The organism is Cryobacterium sp. N22 (assembly GCF_002929555.1).
Taxonomy (GTDB): domain Bacteria; phylum Actinomycetota; class Actinomycetes; order Actinomycetales; family Microbacteriaceae; genus Cryobacterium.
Genome location: NZ_PJJP01000038.1, coordinates 156,836 through 174,854, shown reverse-complemented (window position 1 = coordinate 174,854; position 18,019 = coordinate 156,836). Strand labels below are relative to the sequence as shown.

The 18,019-nt window shown below is 64.0% G+C and carries 9 protein-coding genes; all 9 read left to right on the top strand.

Annotated features, from left to right (window positions below; translation table 11 throughout):
• Positions 1-104 precede the first annotated feature (104 nt).
• The 9 genes from rpoB (at position 105) to CXY76_RS14710 (ending at position 17,949) form a co-directional block, all read left to right on the top strand.
• Positions 105-3,596 carry a DNA-directed RNA polymerase subunit beta gene (gene rpoB / locus CXY76_RS14750; RefSeq protein ID WP_104165828.1) on the top strand — a complete coding sequence of 1,164 codons (3,492 nt, stop codon included), beginning with the start codon at positions 105-107 and terminating at the stop codon, positions 3,594-3,596.
• A gap of 44 nt (positions 3,597-3,640) precedes the next feature.
• Positions 3,641-7,537 (top strand): DNA-directed RNA polymerase subunit beta', encoded by a 3,897-nt coding sequence (locus tag CXY76_RS14745; protein ID WP_104165826.1) that lies wholly within the window; start codon positions 3,641-3,643, stop codon positions 7,535-7,537.
• A 260-nt stretch (positions 7,538-7,797) separates the two neighbouring features.
• Entirely contained in the window at positions 7,798-8,493 is a 696-nt protein-coding gene (locus CXY76_RS14740) for a hypothetical protein (RefSeq protein WP_104165824.1), read from the top strand.
• A 197-nt stretch (positions 8,494-8,690) separates the two neighbouring features.
• Positions 8,691-11,579: a bifunctional diguanylate cyclase/phosphodiesterase gene (locus CXY76_RS14735; RefSeq protein ID WP_104165822.1), complete on the top strand. Its 2,889-nt coding sequence runs from the start codon at positions 8,691-8,693 to the stop codon at positions 11,577-11,579.
• 251 nt (positions 11,580-11,830) lie between these two features.
• On the top strand, positions 11,831-12,511 hold the full coding sequence (locus CXY76_RS14730) for a hypothetical protein (RefSeq protein WP_104165820.1): 681 nt from the start codon (positions 11,831-11,833) through the stop codon (positions 12,509-12,511).
• Positions 12,512-12,585: 74 nt separating this feature from the next.
• The gene (locus tag CXY76_RS14725) at positions 12,586-13,266 is read left to right on the top strand and encodes a hypothetical protein (RefSeq protein WP_104165818.1); all 681 of its coding nucleotides are present in this window, start codon (positions 12,586-12,588) and stop codon (positions 13,264-13,266) included.
• 246 nt (positions 13,267-13,512) lie between these two features.
• A complete protein-coding gene (locus CXY76_RS14720) occupies positions 13,513-15,189 on the top strand; it encodes a GspE/PulE family protein (protein WP_104165816.1) in 1,677 nt (558 codons plus the stop codon).
• A 19-nt stretch (positions 15,190-15,208) separates the two neighbouring features.
• Complete coding sequence (locus CXY76_RS14715) at positions 15,209-16,720, top strand: PilT/PilU family type 4a pilus ATPase (RefSeq protein ID WP_304481758.1); 1,512 nt, start codon at positions 15,209-15,211, stop codon at positions 16,718-16,720.
• On the top strand, positions 16,720-17,949 hold the full coding sequence (locus CXY76_RS14710; protein ID WP_158253917.1) for a type II secretion system F family protein: 1,230 nt from the start codon (positions 16,720-16,722) through the stop codon (positions 17,947-17,949). Before CXY76_RS14715 ends, CXY76_RS14710 begins: the two co-directional genes overlap by 1 nt.
• Positions 17,950-18,019 lie beyond the last annotated feature (70 nt).

Below are 18,019 nucleotides of genomic sequence, written 5' to 3'. Positions count from 1 at the left end.
GATGTCCTCATATCGCGGATGGACATCCCCGCCCAGGATCTGCGGAGTCCATACCAAATTACTAACAGTGATTAGACCTGACGGGGTCCACGGAGGTTACTTCCTTGGCTGCTGCGCGCAACGCAACCACCAATTCACCCAAGAACGGACGAGCTGCTGGCCGTCTTTCGTTCGCAAAGATTTCTGACAACCTCACGGTTCCCGATCTGCTCGCTTTGCAGACCGAGAGCTTTGACTGGCTCGTCGGAAACGACATCTGGAAAGCTCGCCTTGCCGAGGCCCAGGCTGCCGGTCGCAACGACCTGAACGCTCGCACCGGACTCGACGAGATCTTCGAGGAGATCTCTCCGATCGAGGACCTCAGCGAGACGATGCAGCTGTCCTTCACCAACCCGGAGCTCGAGCCGGAGAAGTACACCATCGACGAGTGCAAGGAAAAGGGCAAGACCTATTCCGCACCGCTGTATGTGAACGCTGAGTTCATGAACCACCTCACCGGTGAGATCAAGACCCAGACCGTGTTCATGGGCGACTTCCCGCTGATGACCCCCAAGGGCACCTTCGTGATCAACGGCACCGAGCGTGTCGTCGTGTCGCAGCTGGTGCGTTCGCCCGGTGTGTACTTCAACCGCGAACAGGAGAAGACCTCCGACAAGGACATCTACTCCGCCCGCGTCATCCCGAGCCGTGGTGCCTGGCTCGAATTCGAGATCGACAAGCGCGACCAGGTCGGCGTTCGCATCGACCGCAAGCGCAAGCAGTCCGTCACGGTGTTCCTCAAGGCTCTCGGACTCACCTCCGAAGAGATCCTCGAGGAGTTCAAGGGCTTCGCGTCCATCGAGCTCACCCTCGAGAAGGACAACATCCTCACCAAGGAAGAAGCCCTCAAGGACATCTACCGCAAGCTCCGCCCGGGAGAACAGGTTGCTGCCGAGGCCGCGCGTGCGCTGCTGGACAACTTCTTCTTCAACTCCAAGCGCTACGACCTGGCCAAGGTTGGTCGTTACAAGATCAACCGCAAGCTGGGCCTCGAGGCGCCGCTCACCGACTCCGTTCTCACGCTCCAGGACATCCTGGCCACGATCAAGTACCTGGTTGCGCTGCACGACAACCAGACCACGATCCGCGGCAGCCGCGACGGCGTCGAGACCGACATCCGCATCGACATCGACGACATCGACCACTTCGGTAACCGTCGTATCCGCGCCGTCGGCGAGCTCATCCAGAACCAGGTTCGCACCGGCCTGTCCCGCATGGAGCGCGTCGTTCGCGAGCGCATGACCACGCAGGACATCGAAGCGATCACCCCGCAGACCCTGATCAACGTGCGCCCCGTCGTCGCCGCGATCAAGGAGTTCTTCGGTACGAGCCAGCTGTCGCAGTTCATGGACCAGAACAACCCGCTCGCCGGACTGACGCACAAGCGTCGCCTGTCCGCGCTGGGCCCGGGTGGTCTGTCCCGTGACCGCGCAGGTGTCGAGGTGCGAGACGTTCACCCGTCGCACTACGGCCGTATGTGCCCGATTGAAACCCCGGAAGGCCCGAACATCGGCCTGATCGGTTCGCTCGCCTCCTTCGCGCGGATCAACGCCTTCGGTTTCATCGAGACCCCGTACCGTCGCGTCATCGACGGTGTCGTCTCCACGACGATCGACTACCTCACCGCAAGTGAGGAAGACGAGTACATCGTCGCGCAGGCCAACGCCCCGCTGACCAAGGCCGCCCGCTTCGCCGAGACCCGTGTTCTCGCGCGTAAGAAGGGTGGAGAGGTTGACCTCTTCCCCGCAGAAGACATCGGCTACATGGATGTCTCGCCGCGCCAGATGGTTTCCGTCGCGACCTCGCTCATCCCCTTCCTCGAGCACGACGATGCTAACCGCGCACTCATGGGTGCCAACATGCAGCGTCAGGCTGTGCCGCTGCTGCTCAGCGACAGCCCGCTGGTCGGAACCGGTATGGAGGGCTTCGCGGCCATCGACGCCGGTGATGTGCTCACCGCACAGAAGGCCGGTGTGGTCATGGAGGTGTCGGCTGACGTCGTCACCATCCAGCTCGACGAGGGCGGAACGCAGGACTACTACCTGCGCAAGTTCAGCCGCTCCAACCAGGGCACCAGCTACAACCACCGCGTCATCGTCAACGCCGGCGAGCGTATCGAGGCCGGCGAGGTCATCGCCGATGGTCCCGCTACCGACAACGGTGAGCTCGCCCTCGGAAAGAACCTCCTCGTGGCATTCATGTCATGGGAGGGTCACAACTTCGAGGACGCCATCATCCTGAGCCAGAACCTGGTGAAGGACGACGTTCTCTCCTCGATTCACATCGAAGAGTACGAAGTTGACGCACGCGACACCAAGCTGGGCAAGGAAGAGATCACTCGCGACCTGCCCAACGTCTCCCCGGACCTGCTTGCAGACCTGGACGAGCGCGGCATCATCCGCATCGGCGCCGAGGTTCGCCCCGGCGACATCCTCGTGGGCAAGGTCACGCCCAAGGGCGAGACCGAGCTGTCCGCCGAGGAGCGCCTGCTGCGCGCGATCTTCAACGAGAAGAGCCGCGAAGTTCGCGACACTTCCCTGAAGGTTCCCCACGGTGAGCGTGGCACCATCATCGGTGTCAAGGTCTTCGACTCGCAGGATGGCGACGACGAGCTCGGCTCGGGCGTCAACCAGCGTGTTGTCGTCTTCATCGCCCAGAAGCGCAAGATCACCGAGGGTGACAAGCTCGCCGGTCGTCACGGCAACAAGGGTGTCATCTCGAAGATCCTGCCGGTCGAGGACATGCCGTTCCTCGCCGACGGAACCCCGGTTGACATCATCCTCAACCCGCTGGGTATCCCGGGCCGCATGAACTTCGGTCAGGTGCTGGAGACCCACCTCGGGTGGATCGCCAAGCAGGGCTGGCAGGTCGAGGGCAAGCCCAAGTGGGCCGGCCGTCTTCCCGAGCAGGCGCACAGCGCAGCCCCGAACACCAAGGTCGCGACCCCGGTGTTCGACGGCGCGCTCGAGGAGGAAATCGCCGGTCTTCTCGACTCGACGACTCTGACTCGTGACGGCGACCGCCTGATCGACTCGACCGGAAAGACGCAGCTGTTCGATGGCCGCTCCGGTGAGCCGTACCCGATGCCCATCGCGGTCGGATACATGTACATCCTGAAGCTGCACCACCTTGTCGATGACAAGATCCACGCACGCTCGACGGGTCCGTACTCCATGATCACGCAGCAGCCGCTGGGTGGTAAGGCGCAGTTCGGTGGACAGCGTTTCGGTGAGATGGAGGTGTGGGCGCTCGAAGCATATGGAGCCGCTTACGCCCTGCAGGAACTCCTGACCATCAAGTCGGACGACATCCTCGGCCGCGTCAAGGTGTACGAAGCCATCGTCAAGGGCGAGAACATTCAGGAACCCGGTATCCCCGAGAGCTTCAAGGTTCTGATCAAGGAAATGCAGTCGCTGTGCCTGAACGTCGAGGTGCTCTCGGCCGACGGAACCGCAGTCAGCCTGCGCGACACGGATGACGAGGTCTTCCGCGCAGCGGAGGAACTGGGCATCAACATTTCCACCCGGTTTGAGTCGTCTTCAATTGACGACATCTAAGCCTGGCCACTGACGAATACTCGAAAACTTTCCAAGGAGAGAAATTGCTCGACGTAACAACATTTGACGAGCTTCGCATTGGCCTGGCCACCGCTGACGACATCCGTCGTTGGTCGCACGGTGAGGTCAAGAAGCCCGAAACCATCAACTACCGCACGCTCAAGCCGGAAAAGGACGGTCTCTTCGGAGAGCAGATCTTCGGACCGTCCCGCGACTGGGAGTGCTCGTGCGGCAAGTACAAGCGAGTGCGCTTCAAAGGCATCGTCTGTGAGCGCTGTGGCGTAGAGGTCACGAAGTCGTCGGTGCGCCGTGAGCGCATGGGCCACATCGAGCTCGCCGCCCCGGTCACCCACATCTGGTACTTCAAGGGTGTGCCCTCGCGTCTCGGTTACCTGCTGGACATGGCTCCGAAGGACCTCGAAAAGGTCATCTACTTCGCCGCCTACATGGTCATCGAGGTTGACGAAGACGGTCGCCACCAGGACATGCCTGGTCTGGAGAACGAACTGCGCCTCGAGATCAAGACCCTCGAAGGCAGCCGCGACTCCCGCATCGCCGACCGCCTGCAGCGCCTTGAAACCGACCTCGCAGCACTGGAGGCCGAAGGCGCCAAGAGCGACCAGAAGAAGCGCACCAAGGACGCCGCCGAGAAGGAGATGTCGCAGGTCCGCAAGGCCCTCGACGAGCAGATCGCTCACCTCGAGCGTGTGTGGGAAGACTTCCGCACCCTCAAGGTCGGCGACCTCAAGCCCGAGGACTCCGTGTTCCACGAGCTTCAGGACCGCTTCGGCATGTATTTCGAGGCCTTCATGGGCGCCGAGGCCATCAAGAAGCGCCTCGAGGCCTTCGACCTGGTCACCGAGAGCGAAAACCTGCACCTGCAGATCGCCGAGGGCAAGGGTCAGAAGAAGATCCGCGCCATCAAGCGTCTGCGCGTCGTCAACGCCTTCATCATGACCGGCAACTCGCCGGCCGCGATGGTGCTCGATGTCGTGCCGGTCATCCCGCCGGAACTGCGCCCGATGGTGCAGCTCGACGGTGGCCGTTTCGCGACCTCCGACCTCAACGACCTCTACCGTCGTGTGATCAACCGCAACAACCGTCTGCGTCGTCTGCTTGACCTCGGTGCCCCCGAGATCATCGTGAACAACGAGAAGCGGATGCTGCAGGAGGCCGTTGACGCGCTCTTCGACAACGGTCGTCGTGGCCGTCCCGTCACGGGTACCGGTAACCGCGCCCTCAAGTCCCTGAGCGACATGCTCAAGGGTAAGCAGGGTCGGTTCCGTCAGAACCTGCTCGGTAAGCGCGTTGACTACTCCGGCCGTTCGGTCATCATTGTCGGCCCGCAGCTGAAGCTGCACCAGTGTGGTCTGCCCAAGCAGATGGCTCTGGAGCTCTTCAAGCCGTTCGTGATCAAGCGCCTGATCGACCTGAGCCACGCTCAGAACATCAAGGCCGCCAAGCGCATGGTTGAGCGTTCACGCCCGCAGGTTTGGGACGTGCTCGAGGAGATCATCCGTGAGCGCCCGGTTCTGCTGAACCGTGCACCCACGCTGCACCGCCTCGGTATCCAGGCCTTCGAACCTCAGCTCGTGGAGGGTAAGGCCATCCAGCTGCACCCCCTCGTCTGTGCGGCGTTCAACGCCGACTTCGACGGTGACCAGATGGCTGTGCACCTGCCGCTGTCCATGGAGGCCCAGGCCGAAGCGCGCATCCTGATGCTCGCCTCGAACAACATCCTGAAGCCGTCTGACGGTCGCCCGGTGACCCTGCCCACCCAGGACATGATCATCGGTCTGCACCACCTGACCACGCTCAAGGACGGTGTCACCGGCGAAGGCCGCGCGTTCACCTCTGTCTCGGAGGCCATCCTGGCCCACGACCAGAAGTCGCTCGACCTGAACGCCAAGGTGCGCATCCGCATCAGCGACCTGTACTTCACCGAGGGCACCCAGCCCGACGGTGTCGAGCTGGTGGACGGTCAGGCCGTTGGAACCGTACTGGTGAACACCACGCTGGGCCGCGCCATCTTCAACGAGGCGCTGCCGGCCGACTACCCGTACTTCGAGAAGGTTGCCGACAAGGGCACCCTCTCGGCCATCGTGAACGACCTGGCAGAGCGGTACCCGAAGGTGGAAGTAGCGGCAACGCTGGACCGCATCAAGGACGCCGGCTTCTACTGGGCCACCCGTTCCGGTGTGACCGTCGCGCTCTCCGACATCCTGACGCCTCCGAACAAGAAGGAGATCGTCGGTACCTACGAGAAGATGGCCGCGAAGGTTCAGTCGCAGTTCGAGAAGGGTCTCACGACCGACCTCGAGCGTCGTCAGGAGCTCATCCAGATTTGGACCAAGGCGACCGAAGACGTCGCCGCGGCCATGCAGGCGAACTTCCCGGCCGACAACACGATCAACCGGATGGTCACCTCTGGTGCTCGTGGTAACTGGCTGCAGGTGCGAAACATCGCCGGTATGCGTGGTCTGGTTAACAACCCGAAGGGTGAGATCATCCCTCGCCCGATTATCTCGAGCTACCGCGAAGGCCTGTCCGTCGCCGAGTACTTCATTGCTACTCACGGTGCTCGTAAGGGTCTGGCCGACACCGCTCTGCGTACCGCAGACTCCGGGTACCTCACACGTCGTCTCGTCGACGTCTCGCAGGATGTCATCATCCGCGAAGACGACTGCGGTACGACCAAGGGTCTCGAGCTGCCGATCGCTACGGTCGACGCCGCCGGAACGCTTGTTCGCCACCCCAACGTGGAGAACGCGGTCTACGCCCGCAGCCTGGCCGCCCCCGCGGTCAACGCCAAGGGTGAGGTCGTTGCTGACGCCGGAGACGACGTCGGTGACGTGATGATCGAGAAGCTGGTCGCGGCCGGTGTCGAGAACATCAAGGTGCGCTCGGTGCTGACCTGCGAGTCTGCTGTCGGTGTGTGTGCGGTCTGCTACGGCCGTTCGCTCGCTACCGGCCTGCTCGTGGACATCGGAGAGGCCGTCGGCATCATCGCCGCACAGTCGATCGGTGAGCCCGGCACGCAGCTGACCATGCGTACCTTCCACACCGGTGGTTCCGCATCCGCAGACGACATCACCCAGGGTCTGCCCCGGGTGCAGGAGCTCTTCGAGGCGCGTACCCCCAAGGGTGCATCGCCGATCGTTGACGTTGCTGGCCGCATCACCATCGAGGACACGGATCGTAGCCGCAAGGTGATCCTGACCCCCGACAACGGTGACGAAGCTATCGCCTACCCGGTGCTCAAGCGCGCGACCCTCCTCGTTGAGGATGGCCAGCACGTGGAGCTCGGCACGCAGATCATCATCGGCGCCGTCGACCCGAAGGAAGTTCTTCGAGTCAAGGGTGTCCGTGCGGTGCAGAAGCACCTCGTTGGTGGCGTGCAGGATGTCTACCGTTCGCAGGGCGTGCCGATTCACGACAAGCACATCGAGGTCATCGTTCGTCAGATGCTTCGTAAGGTGACTGTTGTGGAGCACGGCGACACCGGCCTGCTGCCGGGCGAGCTCGTTGACCGGTTGAAGTACAACGAACTCAACCGCACCGCGCTCACCGAGGGCAAGAAGACGGCTTCGGCTCGTCAGGAAGTCATGGGTATCACCAAGGCTTCGCTGGCAACCGAGTCGTGGCTGTCGGCCGCTTCCTTCCAGGAGACCACCCGGGTTCTGACCCAGGCGGCCATGGAAGGCAAGAGCGACCCGCTGATGGGCCTCAAGGAGAACGTGATCATCGGTAAGTTGATCCCGGCCGGCACCGGTCTTCCCCGCTACCGCGACGTCAACGTCGAGGCAACGGATGAAGCCAAGGCTGAGCGTTACCCGAACCGCATCTTCACCGATGATGCAGCGTTCACCGAGGGTGACCTGAGCTTCGTCGACTTCGACAGCTTCTCGTCGGACGACTTCACCCCCGGTACGTACAACTAACCGAGTGTGATTCCCGGATGGCCCCCTGCTTCGGCAGGGGGCCATTCCCCGTTAACGCCCGGATCTCGCCGGTCGAGCCCACGCCGTTGGTCGAGCTTGTCGAGACCCCGTAACCCACCCTCTCAACGCACCTCACCGGGTTTCGACAAGCTCAACCAACGGACACGGCTCAACCATCTCGTCGGTCGAGCTTGTCGAGACCCCCAAGACGCTGCCCGGCCGCCGGACTATGCTGTGCGTAAACCGCGAGGAAGTCACTCATGGGCGCTGCGCATTCATCGGCACCCCATCCGGCGAAACGCCGGCTGTGGGTGATCCTCGGGGTGTTCGCTGCATTGCTGGCCGTCGCGGCGATCCTCGTCGGCCTGTTCTGGCCCCGCGGTGGGGTCACCCCGGCTGCCACAGAAGCGGCCCGGCCCACGCCATCAGCGACCGTCGCGCCGACTACACCCACCCCCACCCCGGGCAGTTCGGCCGCCCCGGGCACGCCGCAGCCGGCATCCTGCGACGACCTGTACAGCCCCGAGATGGTCGCAGCCTTCGGCAGCATGGTGCTCAACCCGGCGTGGCTGGACGACCCGGAGCTGGACATGAAAATCGGCGAGGATGACCCGGTGCAGCAGGAGGTCATCGAGACGAACGACTCCCTCCTCTGCCAGTGGGCCATGCCCGAGGGACCCTCCGGCGCCGGGGTCTCGACCACCGTGGTGTGGGTGGACGCCGAAGACAGCGCCACCATCCAGGCCCATCTGGTCGACCGCGGCGACAGTTGCTTCGAGCAGCAGGGCGGGCTGCGCTGCACCACGGAGAGCTCCAACGATGAGGGCTACTTCGGTGAGTCGCACTTCCTGCGTGACGGCATCTGGGTGGCCACGGAGTACTCCAACGCCGGTCCAGAGGGTTACACCCTCGACATCGTGAACAACCTCTGGCCCCCCATGGCGCCGGGGGACTGAACTGCTCGAGCCCTTACGGTCGGTCGAGGGCCCGGCCCCGCGTTGATCGAGCCTGTCGAGATCCCGTGAGCCGACCTCTCAACGCACGTCACCGGGTTTCGACAAGCTCAACCAACGGGGTGGGGTGCGACGAGCGGCGGCCCGGTAGAATCTTCATGACGAGTGGCGCCCCTGCCCATCGGGAGCAGAGGCACATCATGCGATTCGCCAGTCTCACTGGAGCGGCCGTCGCCGGGGCGCTCGGTGTGGTCCTCCTGATCGGATGGTACGTCGGGCTCGGCGCGGTCCCCGGGGTCATCACCGGCCTGTGGACGATCAAACCGATGACCGCAGTGGGCTTCGTTCTCGTCTCGGCTGCCGTGACGATGCTGGACCGGCGCCGAGTCACCCTGGGTCTGGGTCTCGCTGTTGCCATGATCGGTGCGCTCACCCTGGCCGAGTTCATCTTCGCGATACCACTCGGCATAGACGAGCTTGCGGGTATCGACTTCGACGGGCAGACCGCGCGCATGGCGCCGGCCACGGCGGTGTCGCTGCTGTTGCTCGGGGCAGCCGTCGTCGCCAGCCGGCTCGCCCGCGCCAGCGTGATGCTCGGACTGGCCTTCGGGACGCTCACAATCAGCCTGATCGCGATTCTCGGCTACGCCTACGGGGTCTCCTCCCTCTACAGTGTCGGCGGGTTCGCGAGCATGGCCCTGCCCTCGGCGCTTGGGCTGGCGATCTTGTCGTTGGCGATCCTGCTGCAGCGTCCCGCCAACGGTCTGATCGCTCTGTTACGCGACTCGGGCAGCGCGGGGCATCTGCTCCGCCCGGTCATTCCTGTCTTGTTCCTCGGCCCGTTCGTACTGGGGCTGGCCGACCTGGCGGGCCGCCGCCTGGGCTGGTACGACTCGGTGTTCGGCGTCGCCATCCTGATCGCGGCAATGACAGTTCTCGGCACCGGGCTCGCCTGGATCGCGGCGCGCCGGCTGCGCACCCTCGATCGCCAGCGGGACGCGGCCATGCAGGCCCTTGCCGAGGCCAACCACACCCTTGAGGAGACGGTCGACGCTCGCACCCGGCAGCTGGCGGAGACGGCCGACACGCTCCACACGCTGATCAAGATCGCACCGGTCGGCATCGTGCAACTGGATGCCGCGGGCGGAATCATTTCGGCTAACGACCAGTGGCTCGAGCTGAGCGGGCTCACGAAGCGCCAGTCGCGGCGCGACGGATGGGTCGCGGCCATGCACCCCGACGACGCCGACCGAGTGCGTCAGGAATGGCAACAGTACGTCGACGCCGGGGAGGCCTACGAGACGACAATGCGATTCCGCACTCCCTCCGGGCAGGTCAACTGGGTGCAGGTGAGCACCGCCCCGATGACAGATGCGAACGATGTGTTCGGGCACCTTGCCAGCGTCACCGACGTGACCGCGCTGCGCACTGCCGAACACGCGGCATCGGCGGCGAGTGCCCGCTTCGAGGCCGCCTTCGCCTCGTCGCCGCTCGGAACAGCCATTGTGTCGCTCGACGGTGTGGTCGTCGAGGCGAACAAGCGGCTCTTCGACCTGGCAGGGTCGTTGACCCCGGTGGTGAACCAGCCGATCGAGTCGATGTTCAGTCCGGCGAGTGCCGGTGATGGCGCGGCATCCGCGACGGTCGGCGTCGACGGCCCAACGGGCCGCCGCATGGACCGTCGGATGCGACGCGACGACGGCGAGGAAACCTGGGTCAAGGTCAGCATCGCCGAGATTCACGAGGGTGATCAGGCCGGCGGGTTCCTGTACCAACTCGAGGACATCACCGCCCGGCGCCTGGCCGAAGCCCGGGTCGAGCACCTGGCTTTCCACGACCCGCTGACGAACCTGCCCAATCGCCTGCTGCTACTCGACCGGCTGAACCAGGCTCTCCTCCAGGCGTCGCGTCACGGTACGGGCGTCGCCGTGTTGTTCATCGACCTCGACCGCTTCAAGTTCGTCAACGACAGCCTCGGCCATCACGCCGGAGACGCCGTCCTGATGCAGGTCGGACTCCGGCTGCGCCAGCATGCCAGGGCGACCGACACGGTGTCCCGCATCGGCGGGGACGAATTTGTGGTCATCTGCCCGGATGTCGGCCGCAGCGGGGATGTCAACAAGATCGCCGAGGCGTTCCAGAAGGCCATCTCAGAGCCGATCCAGTTCGGTGACCAGATCGCATCCGTCGACGCCAGCATCGGTATTGCATTCGGACTCGGGCACGACGACGCCGAGTCAATGCTGCGCAACGCGGATCAGGCGATGTACCTGGCGAAGGGGCGAGGCCGTGCCCGCTACGAGGTCTTCGACGACGACCTGCGTTACCGCATTCACCAGCGTCTCGACACCGAGCTGGCTCTGCGGGAGGCCGTCGCTCTGGGCGAGATCGAGACGTGGTACCAGCCCATCGTGGACCTGCAGGAACAGCGTGTCGTGGCCACCGAGGCTCTCGCCCGCTGGCGGCGGCCCGAGCGCGGGCTGGTCTCACCGGGTGAGTTCATCGCGATTGCCGAAGAGGTCGGCCTGATCAAGGGCATCGGTGCCACGGTGCTGGGCCAGGCCTGCCATGCGGCGACCGCCCTGGCGCGCGGCATGGCCGTCAGCGTCAATGTGTCGGCCCGGCAGTTCGTGCAGGACGACTTCGGTGCGGTCGTTAAGCGCGCGCTCAAGGACTCGGGTCTGGCCCCTGACCAGCTCTGGCTGGAGCTCACCGAGAGCGCCGTGCTCGAGGCGATCGACTCCGCCGCCCGAACCTTCCAGGAGCTGCGCGCCATCGGAGTGCGGCTCGCCATCGACGACTTCGGCACCGGCTACTCGTCGTTCACACATTTGCGCGAGTTCACCGTAGACCTGTTGAAGATCGACCTGTCGTTCATCCGGGACCTCGAACGGTCCGAACACGATCGGGCGATAGTGGAGGGAATTCTCCGTCTAGCGGACTCCCTGAATTTGGATGTGGTGGCCGAGGGCATCGAGACCACTAACCAGCGAGACCTGCTGCAGGCGATGGGCTGCCGGTACGGCCAGGGCTACCTCTTCTCGAAGCCGACTCCCAGCGCTTCTCCCTCGGTCATCTTCGCCACCTGATTCGCTCGTCTTGCGGCTCGTCGACAGGTTCAACCAACGGGGTGGGGTTTCGACAAGCTCAACCAGCGGATGCGGCCGATTAATGCGAGGAGCCACCGTGTGACAGACAGTGCGGACTAGGTCGCGCAACAAGGAGTCATGAACACACGGTGGCTCGCGACCCATGATGCTCCCCATCGGGCCCGGAGGCAATCGGCCAGCTAGGCTGGGGGAAATTCTCTAAGGGGGTCACCGCCATGGGTGCTGCAACGATGCCGACTGGTTCACCGTCCCGGCGCCCGCTGTGGTTCGCCCTCGGCGCGGTCGGCGTGCTGCTGGTCGTGGCCCTGATCGTGGTGCTCGTGGTCTGGCGCGGGGGAGCGGGCACGCCCTCCGGCTCCGACTCCCTGCCGGGCACCCGCCCCACCCCGTCGGCGACCGCGGAGCCGCTCGCGGTGGCCAGCGCCGCCCCTCCAGCCGCCACCGGGCCGCACCCCGCCTCCTGTGAAGCGATCTACAGCCCCGCCATGCTGGCCACCCTCAACGAGACCGGCACCCTGAACCCCGACTGGGCCGAAAAAGACGTCAACTCCGGGGTGCTGTTCGGCACCGATGACGAACAGCTCATTGTTCTCATCGAGGGTGCGGAGCACCTTACCTGTGTGTGGGGCAACCCCGATGGCGGCTCCGGCAGCGGCCTCACCTCCAACGTGGTCTTCGTCTCGGCCGAGCAGTCCGAGGCGGTGCACCAGCGGTTGCTCGGTGACGGCCTGAATTGCTACGAAGAGCTCAGCGGTATCCGTTGCATCGCCGAATCGACCGAGGGTGCCGAAGGCATCGCGGGCCAGTCGCACTTTCTGCGCGACGGCATCTGGCTGGCCACCCGGTACGTGAACGCGGGCCCGGATGGCTACACCCACGACATGGTCGGCACCGTCTGGGCCGGCGCCTAAGCAGCACCTCCTCGCCCAGTCCGGGCTATGCTGTGCGCAAAATCCTCCGGGAGGATCGCGCTCAGGGAGGCCGCATGCCCGTTCATGGAACACCGACGATCACGCCCCTCACGCAGTGGGTGCTGCTGATCCTGGGCGGCATTGTGACCGTGCTCGTCGTGGTGGCCGCCGTGTGGGTGATTCTCTTGCCCCGGCCCGTGCCCGCCCCCGCAGTCGACCCCAACGCCCGACCGGTGCCCGCCGCGCCGGCGGCCGCGGCCGCGCTCAGCGCCCCCACCGCCGTGCTCGAACCCGGCACGCCCAAGCCCGCGTCCTGCGAGCAGATCTACAGCCCCACGATGGTCGGCGCGTTCGGCGACCTGGCGCTCAACCCGGCGTGGACCACCGAGCCCGGCGCCGCCGTTCGCGACGGCGCCGACGACCCCGAGCTGCGCGCGATCATCAATTCCAACGAGCACCTCAGCTGCCGGTGGGTCACGCCCGACGGGGCGTCCGACACCGGCGTGTCCACCAGCGTCGTGTGGGTCACCGCCGAGCAGACCGCCGCCGTCGAGGCACGCCTCCGCGGGCTGGGCATGGAGTGTTACGAAGAGCTCGGGGGGCTGCGGTGCATCACCGAAACCACCACCGACATCGGCAAGTACGGCCAGTCGCACTTTCTGCGCGGCGGCATCTGGCTGGCCACCATCTGGGTGAACGCTGGTCCGGATGGCTACACCCACGACATGGTCAACACCATCTGGGCCGGCGCCTGATCACCCGAAATCCGGCAGCCCACGGCCCCTGATGGCGTGTATCCGGTGGCTCAGCCGCTAAGGTACAGATAGGCCTCGACTTCCCGGATGGCACCGGGCTGGCTGGCCAAAACCCTGGCCCCCGAAGGTGGTTCTCGCCACCCGAATAGGTCTGGGATAGCGTGACTCGTCATTTCATTCGGGCGCTGGTTCACCAGCTGCGTGCGCTCCGTTTCCGCGCAGCCCCACCCGTAGGGAAAAGTTCTCATGGCGACTCTCACGGAGATCCTGATCTTGCACGGCTTGCTGCCCATCGAGGTTCTGGACACGCTGATGGCCGGGGATCCCGCCGACGAGACCGCGGTGCGCGCTCTGGTCGCCGAGGGAGTCATTTCCGAGGCCCAGTTCGCCAAGGCCCGGGCCGCCCAAGTGAACTTGCCGTTCGTGGAACTCACTGACTACCCGGTGGACCGGCTGGCCGTGGCCCTTGTGCCGGTGTCAGTTTGCCGACGGCACGAGGTACTGCCGATCCTCATCGACGGCAACCGGCTGGTGCTCGCCATGGTCGACCCCGGAAACGTCTTCGCCGTCGACGATGTTCGAGCGGCCTCCGGGATGCGGGTCACCCAGGTTGTGGCGGAACGTGCCGATCTGCTCGCGGCCGTCAGCCGCTATCACCGAGCCGACGGTGAACTCAGCGACCTGACCTCTACCCTCGAAGAAGAGAACGCTGCCGCCGCCGCCGAGGGTGCCACGTTCGGTGTCTCCGACCCGGCGGAGATCGATGCCCCGATCGTTCGCTTCGTGAACCTACTTGTCAGTCAAGCCATCCAGGACCTCGCCTCCGACATCCACATCGAGCCTGGCGAACATAGCCTGCGAGTGCGCTACCGCATCGACGGGGTGCTGCACGAGATGCAGACGGCCCCGAAGAGCATCCAAAACGGTGTCATTTCTCGACTGAAAATCATGAGCGACATCGACATCGCCGAGCGCCGCAAGCCCCAGGACGGTCGAATGACCGTGCGGCACGCCGGTCGACAGATCGACCTGCGGGTGGCGACGCTGCCAACCGTGTGGGGCGAGAAAGTCGTTATGCGAATTCTCGACAATTCCAACACCACCCTGGATGTTCGGGCGTTGGCGCTGCTCGAGCGCAACTTCGAGGCTTATCAGACCTCCTACAGCAAGCCGTACGGCATGATTCTGATCACCGGCCCCACTGGTTCGGGTAAGTCCACCACCCTGTACACCACCCTCGGGGCGGTCGCCCGCCCCGAAATCAATGTCATCACCGTCGAGGACCCGGTTGAGTACCGCATGGCGGGCATCAATCAGGTGCAGGTGAACGTCAAGGCGGGTCTCACCTTCGCAAGCGCGTTGCGCTCCATCCTGCGAAGCGACCCGGATGTCGTGCTGCTGGGTGAGATCCGCGACCACGAAACTGCCCAGATCGCCATTGAGGCCTCACTCACAGGGCACCTCGTGCTGTCAACACTTCACACAAATGACGCCCCGAGTGCCATCACCCGCCTCACCGAAATGGGAATCGAACCGTTCCTCGTCGGGTCGGCCCTGGACTGCGTGGTCGCACAACGGCTCGCCCGGCGCCTGTGTGACAAATGCAAGGCACCGTCGGCACTTACGGCAGCGGACCTGACCCGATTGCGTTTTGCATTCGACCCGGCTCAGCCGTTGCCGACAATCTATGAGCCGGTCGGCTGCACACAGTGTTCCAAGACCGGCTACCGCGGACGAATTGCCGTCCATGAGGTCATGACCGTGACCGAGGAGATCGAGCGTCTCGCCGTCGCCCGGTCATCAAGCGCCGAAATCGCCCGCGTCGCGCGCGACCAGGGCATGATCACCCTCCGCGAAGACGGCTGGGCGAAGGCCCGCCTGGGTTTGACATCGATCGAAGAAATCTTACGAGTGGTCGCGTAGTGCAAAAGGGGACATCCACATGAGCCAGCCCATCTACGACATTCCGGTGACTCCGCCGCAGCGTCCTCACGGAGATGAAGAGACCGGGGCCGAACCAGAGGCGCCCACCGCCGAGCCCGTGCCGTGGTATCTAGCCGACCCGGCAGATTCTCCGGCCACCGAAACGGTCCCGTTCAAGTCAAAGTACGGTGAACCTGCCGAGGCCGTGACGGTATTTCCGACCCACGCTGAGCCGGCCCGGATGGGCGCGGAATCTCCGCCAGACCTCACCCGGTCGGCACTGGAAGGTTCAGACTCTGGGCGTGTCCTTCGCCCGCGGGCGGATGCACGTGCCGATGCCACCCGACCTAGGCGCGCCGAGCGGCCGGAAGTCACGACAGGACCCGACCAGGACCTCCTGGACGCACTGCAGGAGGTGCTCGATCTCAACGGCTCGGACTTGCACATCACCGTCGGCGCACCACCCAACCTACGGGTGAACGGCAGCCTGCGCCCGTTCGACAGCGCGAGGATTTGGGCGTTCGAAAAGGTCTCGAACGCGCTGCTCAGTATCCTTACTCCTGCCCAACGCATGGAGTTTGAGCGGGAGCTGGAACTCGACTTCGCCTATACGGCCAACGGTGCCCGCTTTCGGGTGAATTTCTACCAGCAGCGCGGATCGATTGGTGCCGCTTTCCGGTTGATCCCACGCGATATCAAGCCGCTCAAGGACCTGGGGATGCCCGAGGCCGTGTCTCGTTTCGCGGCAATGCCACGTGGCCTCGTGCTCGTCACCGGTCCCACGGGGTCGGGTAAGTCCACCACCCTGGCCGCTCTCGTGGATGAGGTGAATCGCACCCGCGCCGACCACATCGTTACGGTGGAAGACCCGATCGAGTTTCTGCACAAGCACCGGATGTCGCTGGTGAACCAGCGTGAAGTTGGCAGCGACACCAAAAGCTTTGCCGCAGCCCTCAAACACGTTCTCCGTCAGGACCCCGATGTGATCCTGATCGGCGAGCTCCGAGACCTCGAAACCATCTCGGTGGCAATCACCGCCGCGGAAACGGGTCACCTCGTTTTCGCGACTTTGCACACCCAGAGCGCAGCGCAGACCATTGACCGCCTGATCGACGTATTCCCGCCGGAACAGCAGGCGCAGGTGCGCTCACAGCTGGCGGCGACCCTGCAGGGAGTCGTCTGCCAGACCCTGGTGAAACGGGTGGACCACGGCCGGGTGGTAGCCACCGAGGTGATGTTTGCGACCCCTGCCATCGCCAACCTGATTCGTGAGGGCAAGACCTACCAAATTCCCTCCGCCATGCAGGCCGGTCGTGCGCAGGGGATGCACACCATGGACCAGCACCTGGCTGAGCTCGTCGACGCGGGTCTGATCAGCCATGCATCGGCCGAGGAAAAGGCGCAGGATCCGCAGGGCCTCACCCAGTTGATCCGGCGGGTGGACCCGGCGGCAACGGCGACAGCGAACTCACCGATGTCGGCCGACGGCATCGACTTCGGTGACGCCTACTCGGGCGGCAAGGGGCACTAATGCCATCAACATCCGCCTTCGCGTACACGGCCCGCGATGCCGAGGGCAAAGCGACCAAGGGCCGGCTGGACGCGTCCTCCGAAGGCGCCGCCGTTGCGCGCCTGCGCACTATGGGACTCACGCCGATTTCGATGTCCCTAGTGCCGGCGGCAAGCGGACTCAGCCGCGAAATCAATATTCCGGGGCTGAGTAAGGGTGTCGGTCTGAAAGACCTGGCGATCATGAGTCGCCAGATGGCCACAATGATCGGCGCGGGGCTATCGCTGCTACGAACCCTGAACATTCTTGCCGATCAAACAGAGAGCAAGCCGCTCACAACGATCCTGATCAAAGTCAGGGATGATGTCGAAACGGGGATATCGATCTCCGATGCTCTGTCGCTGCACTCCGAGGCGTTTCCCCCGTTGATGATCAACATGGTGCGAGCCGGCGAAACAGGCGGTTTCCTCGATGGGGCCTTGGAATCGGTTGCGGAGAACTTCGAAAAAGAAGTCAAGCTTCGAGGCACCATCAAATCGGCGATGACCTATCCGGTCATCGTGCTGTTGATGTCCCTGGTATCAGTAATGATTATGCTGATCTTCATTGTCCCAATCTTCGAGGAGATGTTCACAGGGCTGGGCAGCGCGCTACCCCTGCCCACCATGATTTTGGTGCACGTTTCAAATTCCATGGTGTTCGTGGTGCCTGTCCTGCTGGTCGTCGGTATTGGTTTCGCGCTGTGGTGGCGAACAAACAAACATACCCTGCGAGTGCGCATGAAGCTCGATCCTCTCAAGCTCCGGCTGCCGGTCTTTGGCCCGCTCCTCCAGAAGATCGCGGTCGCTCGGTTCAGCCTGAACTTTGCGAACATGATTGGTGCGGGTGTCCCCATCCTGCAGGCGCTGAAGATCGTGGGCGAAACCTCCGGCAACTGGGTGATTGAAAACGCCCTCACTAAGGTTGCTGAATCCGTTCGCCAGGGCCAGTCCATCGCGGCGCCGCTACGGCAACAGCCCGTATTCCCACCGATGGTCACTCAGATGATCGCGGTGGGAGAAGACGCCGGTTCGCTGGAGACGATGCTCAACAAGATTGCGCAGTTCTACGACCAGGAAGTCGAATCCTCAACTGAGCAACTTACGGCGGCTATAGAACCGCTGTTGATCGCATTTCTTGGTGTGATCATCGGTGGCATGGTCATCGCGCTGTACATGCCGATCTTCAGCATCGCGGGTGCCATTAAGTAGCTTTGTACCGATGCGGACGTTGAAGAAGGCTTGGATTAATTGCGGCCATAGTCGCGCATTGTGCGATGGA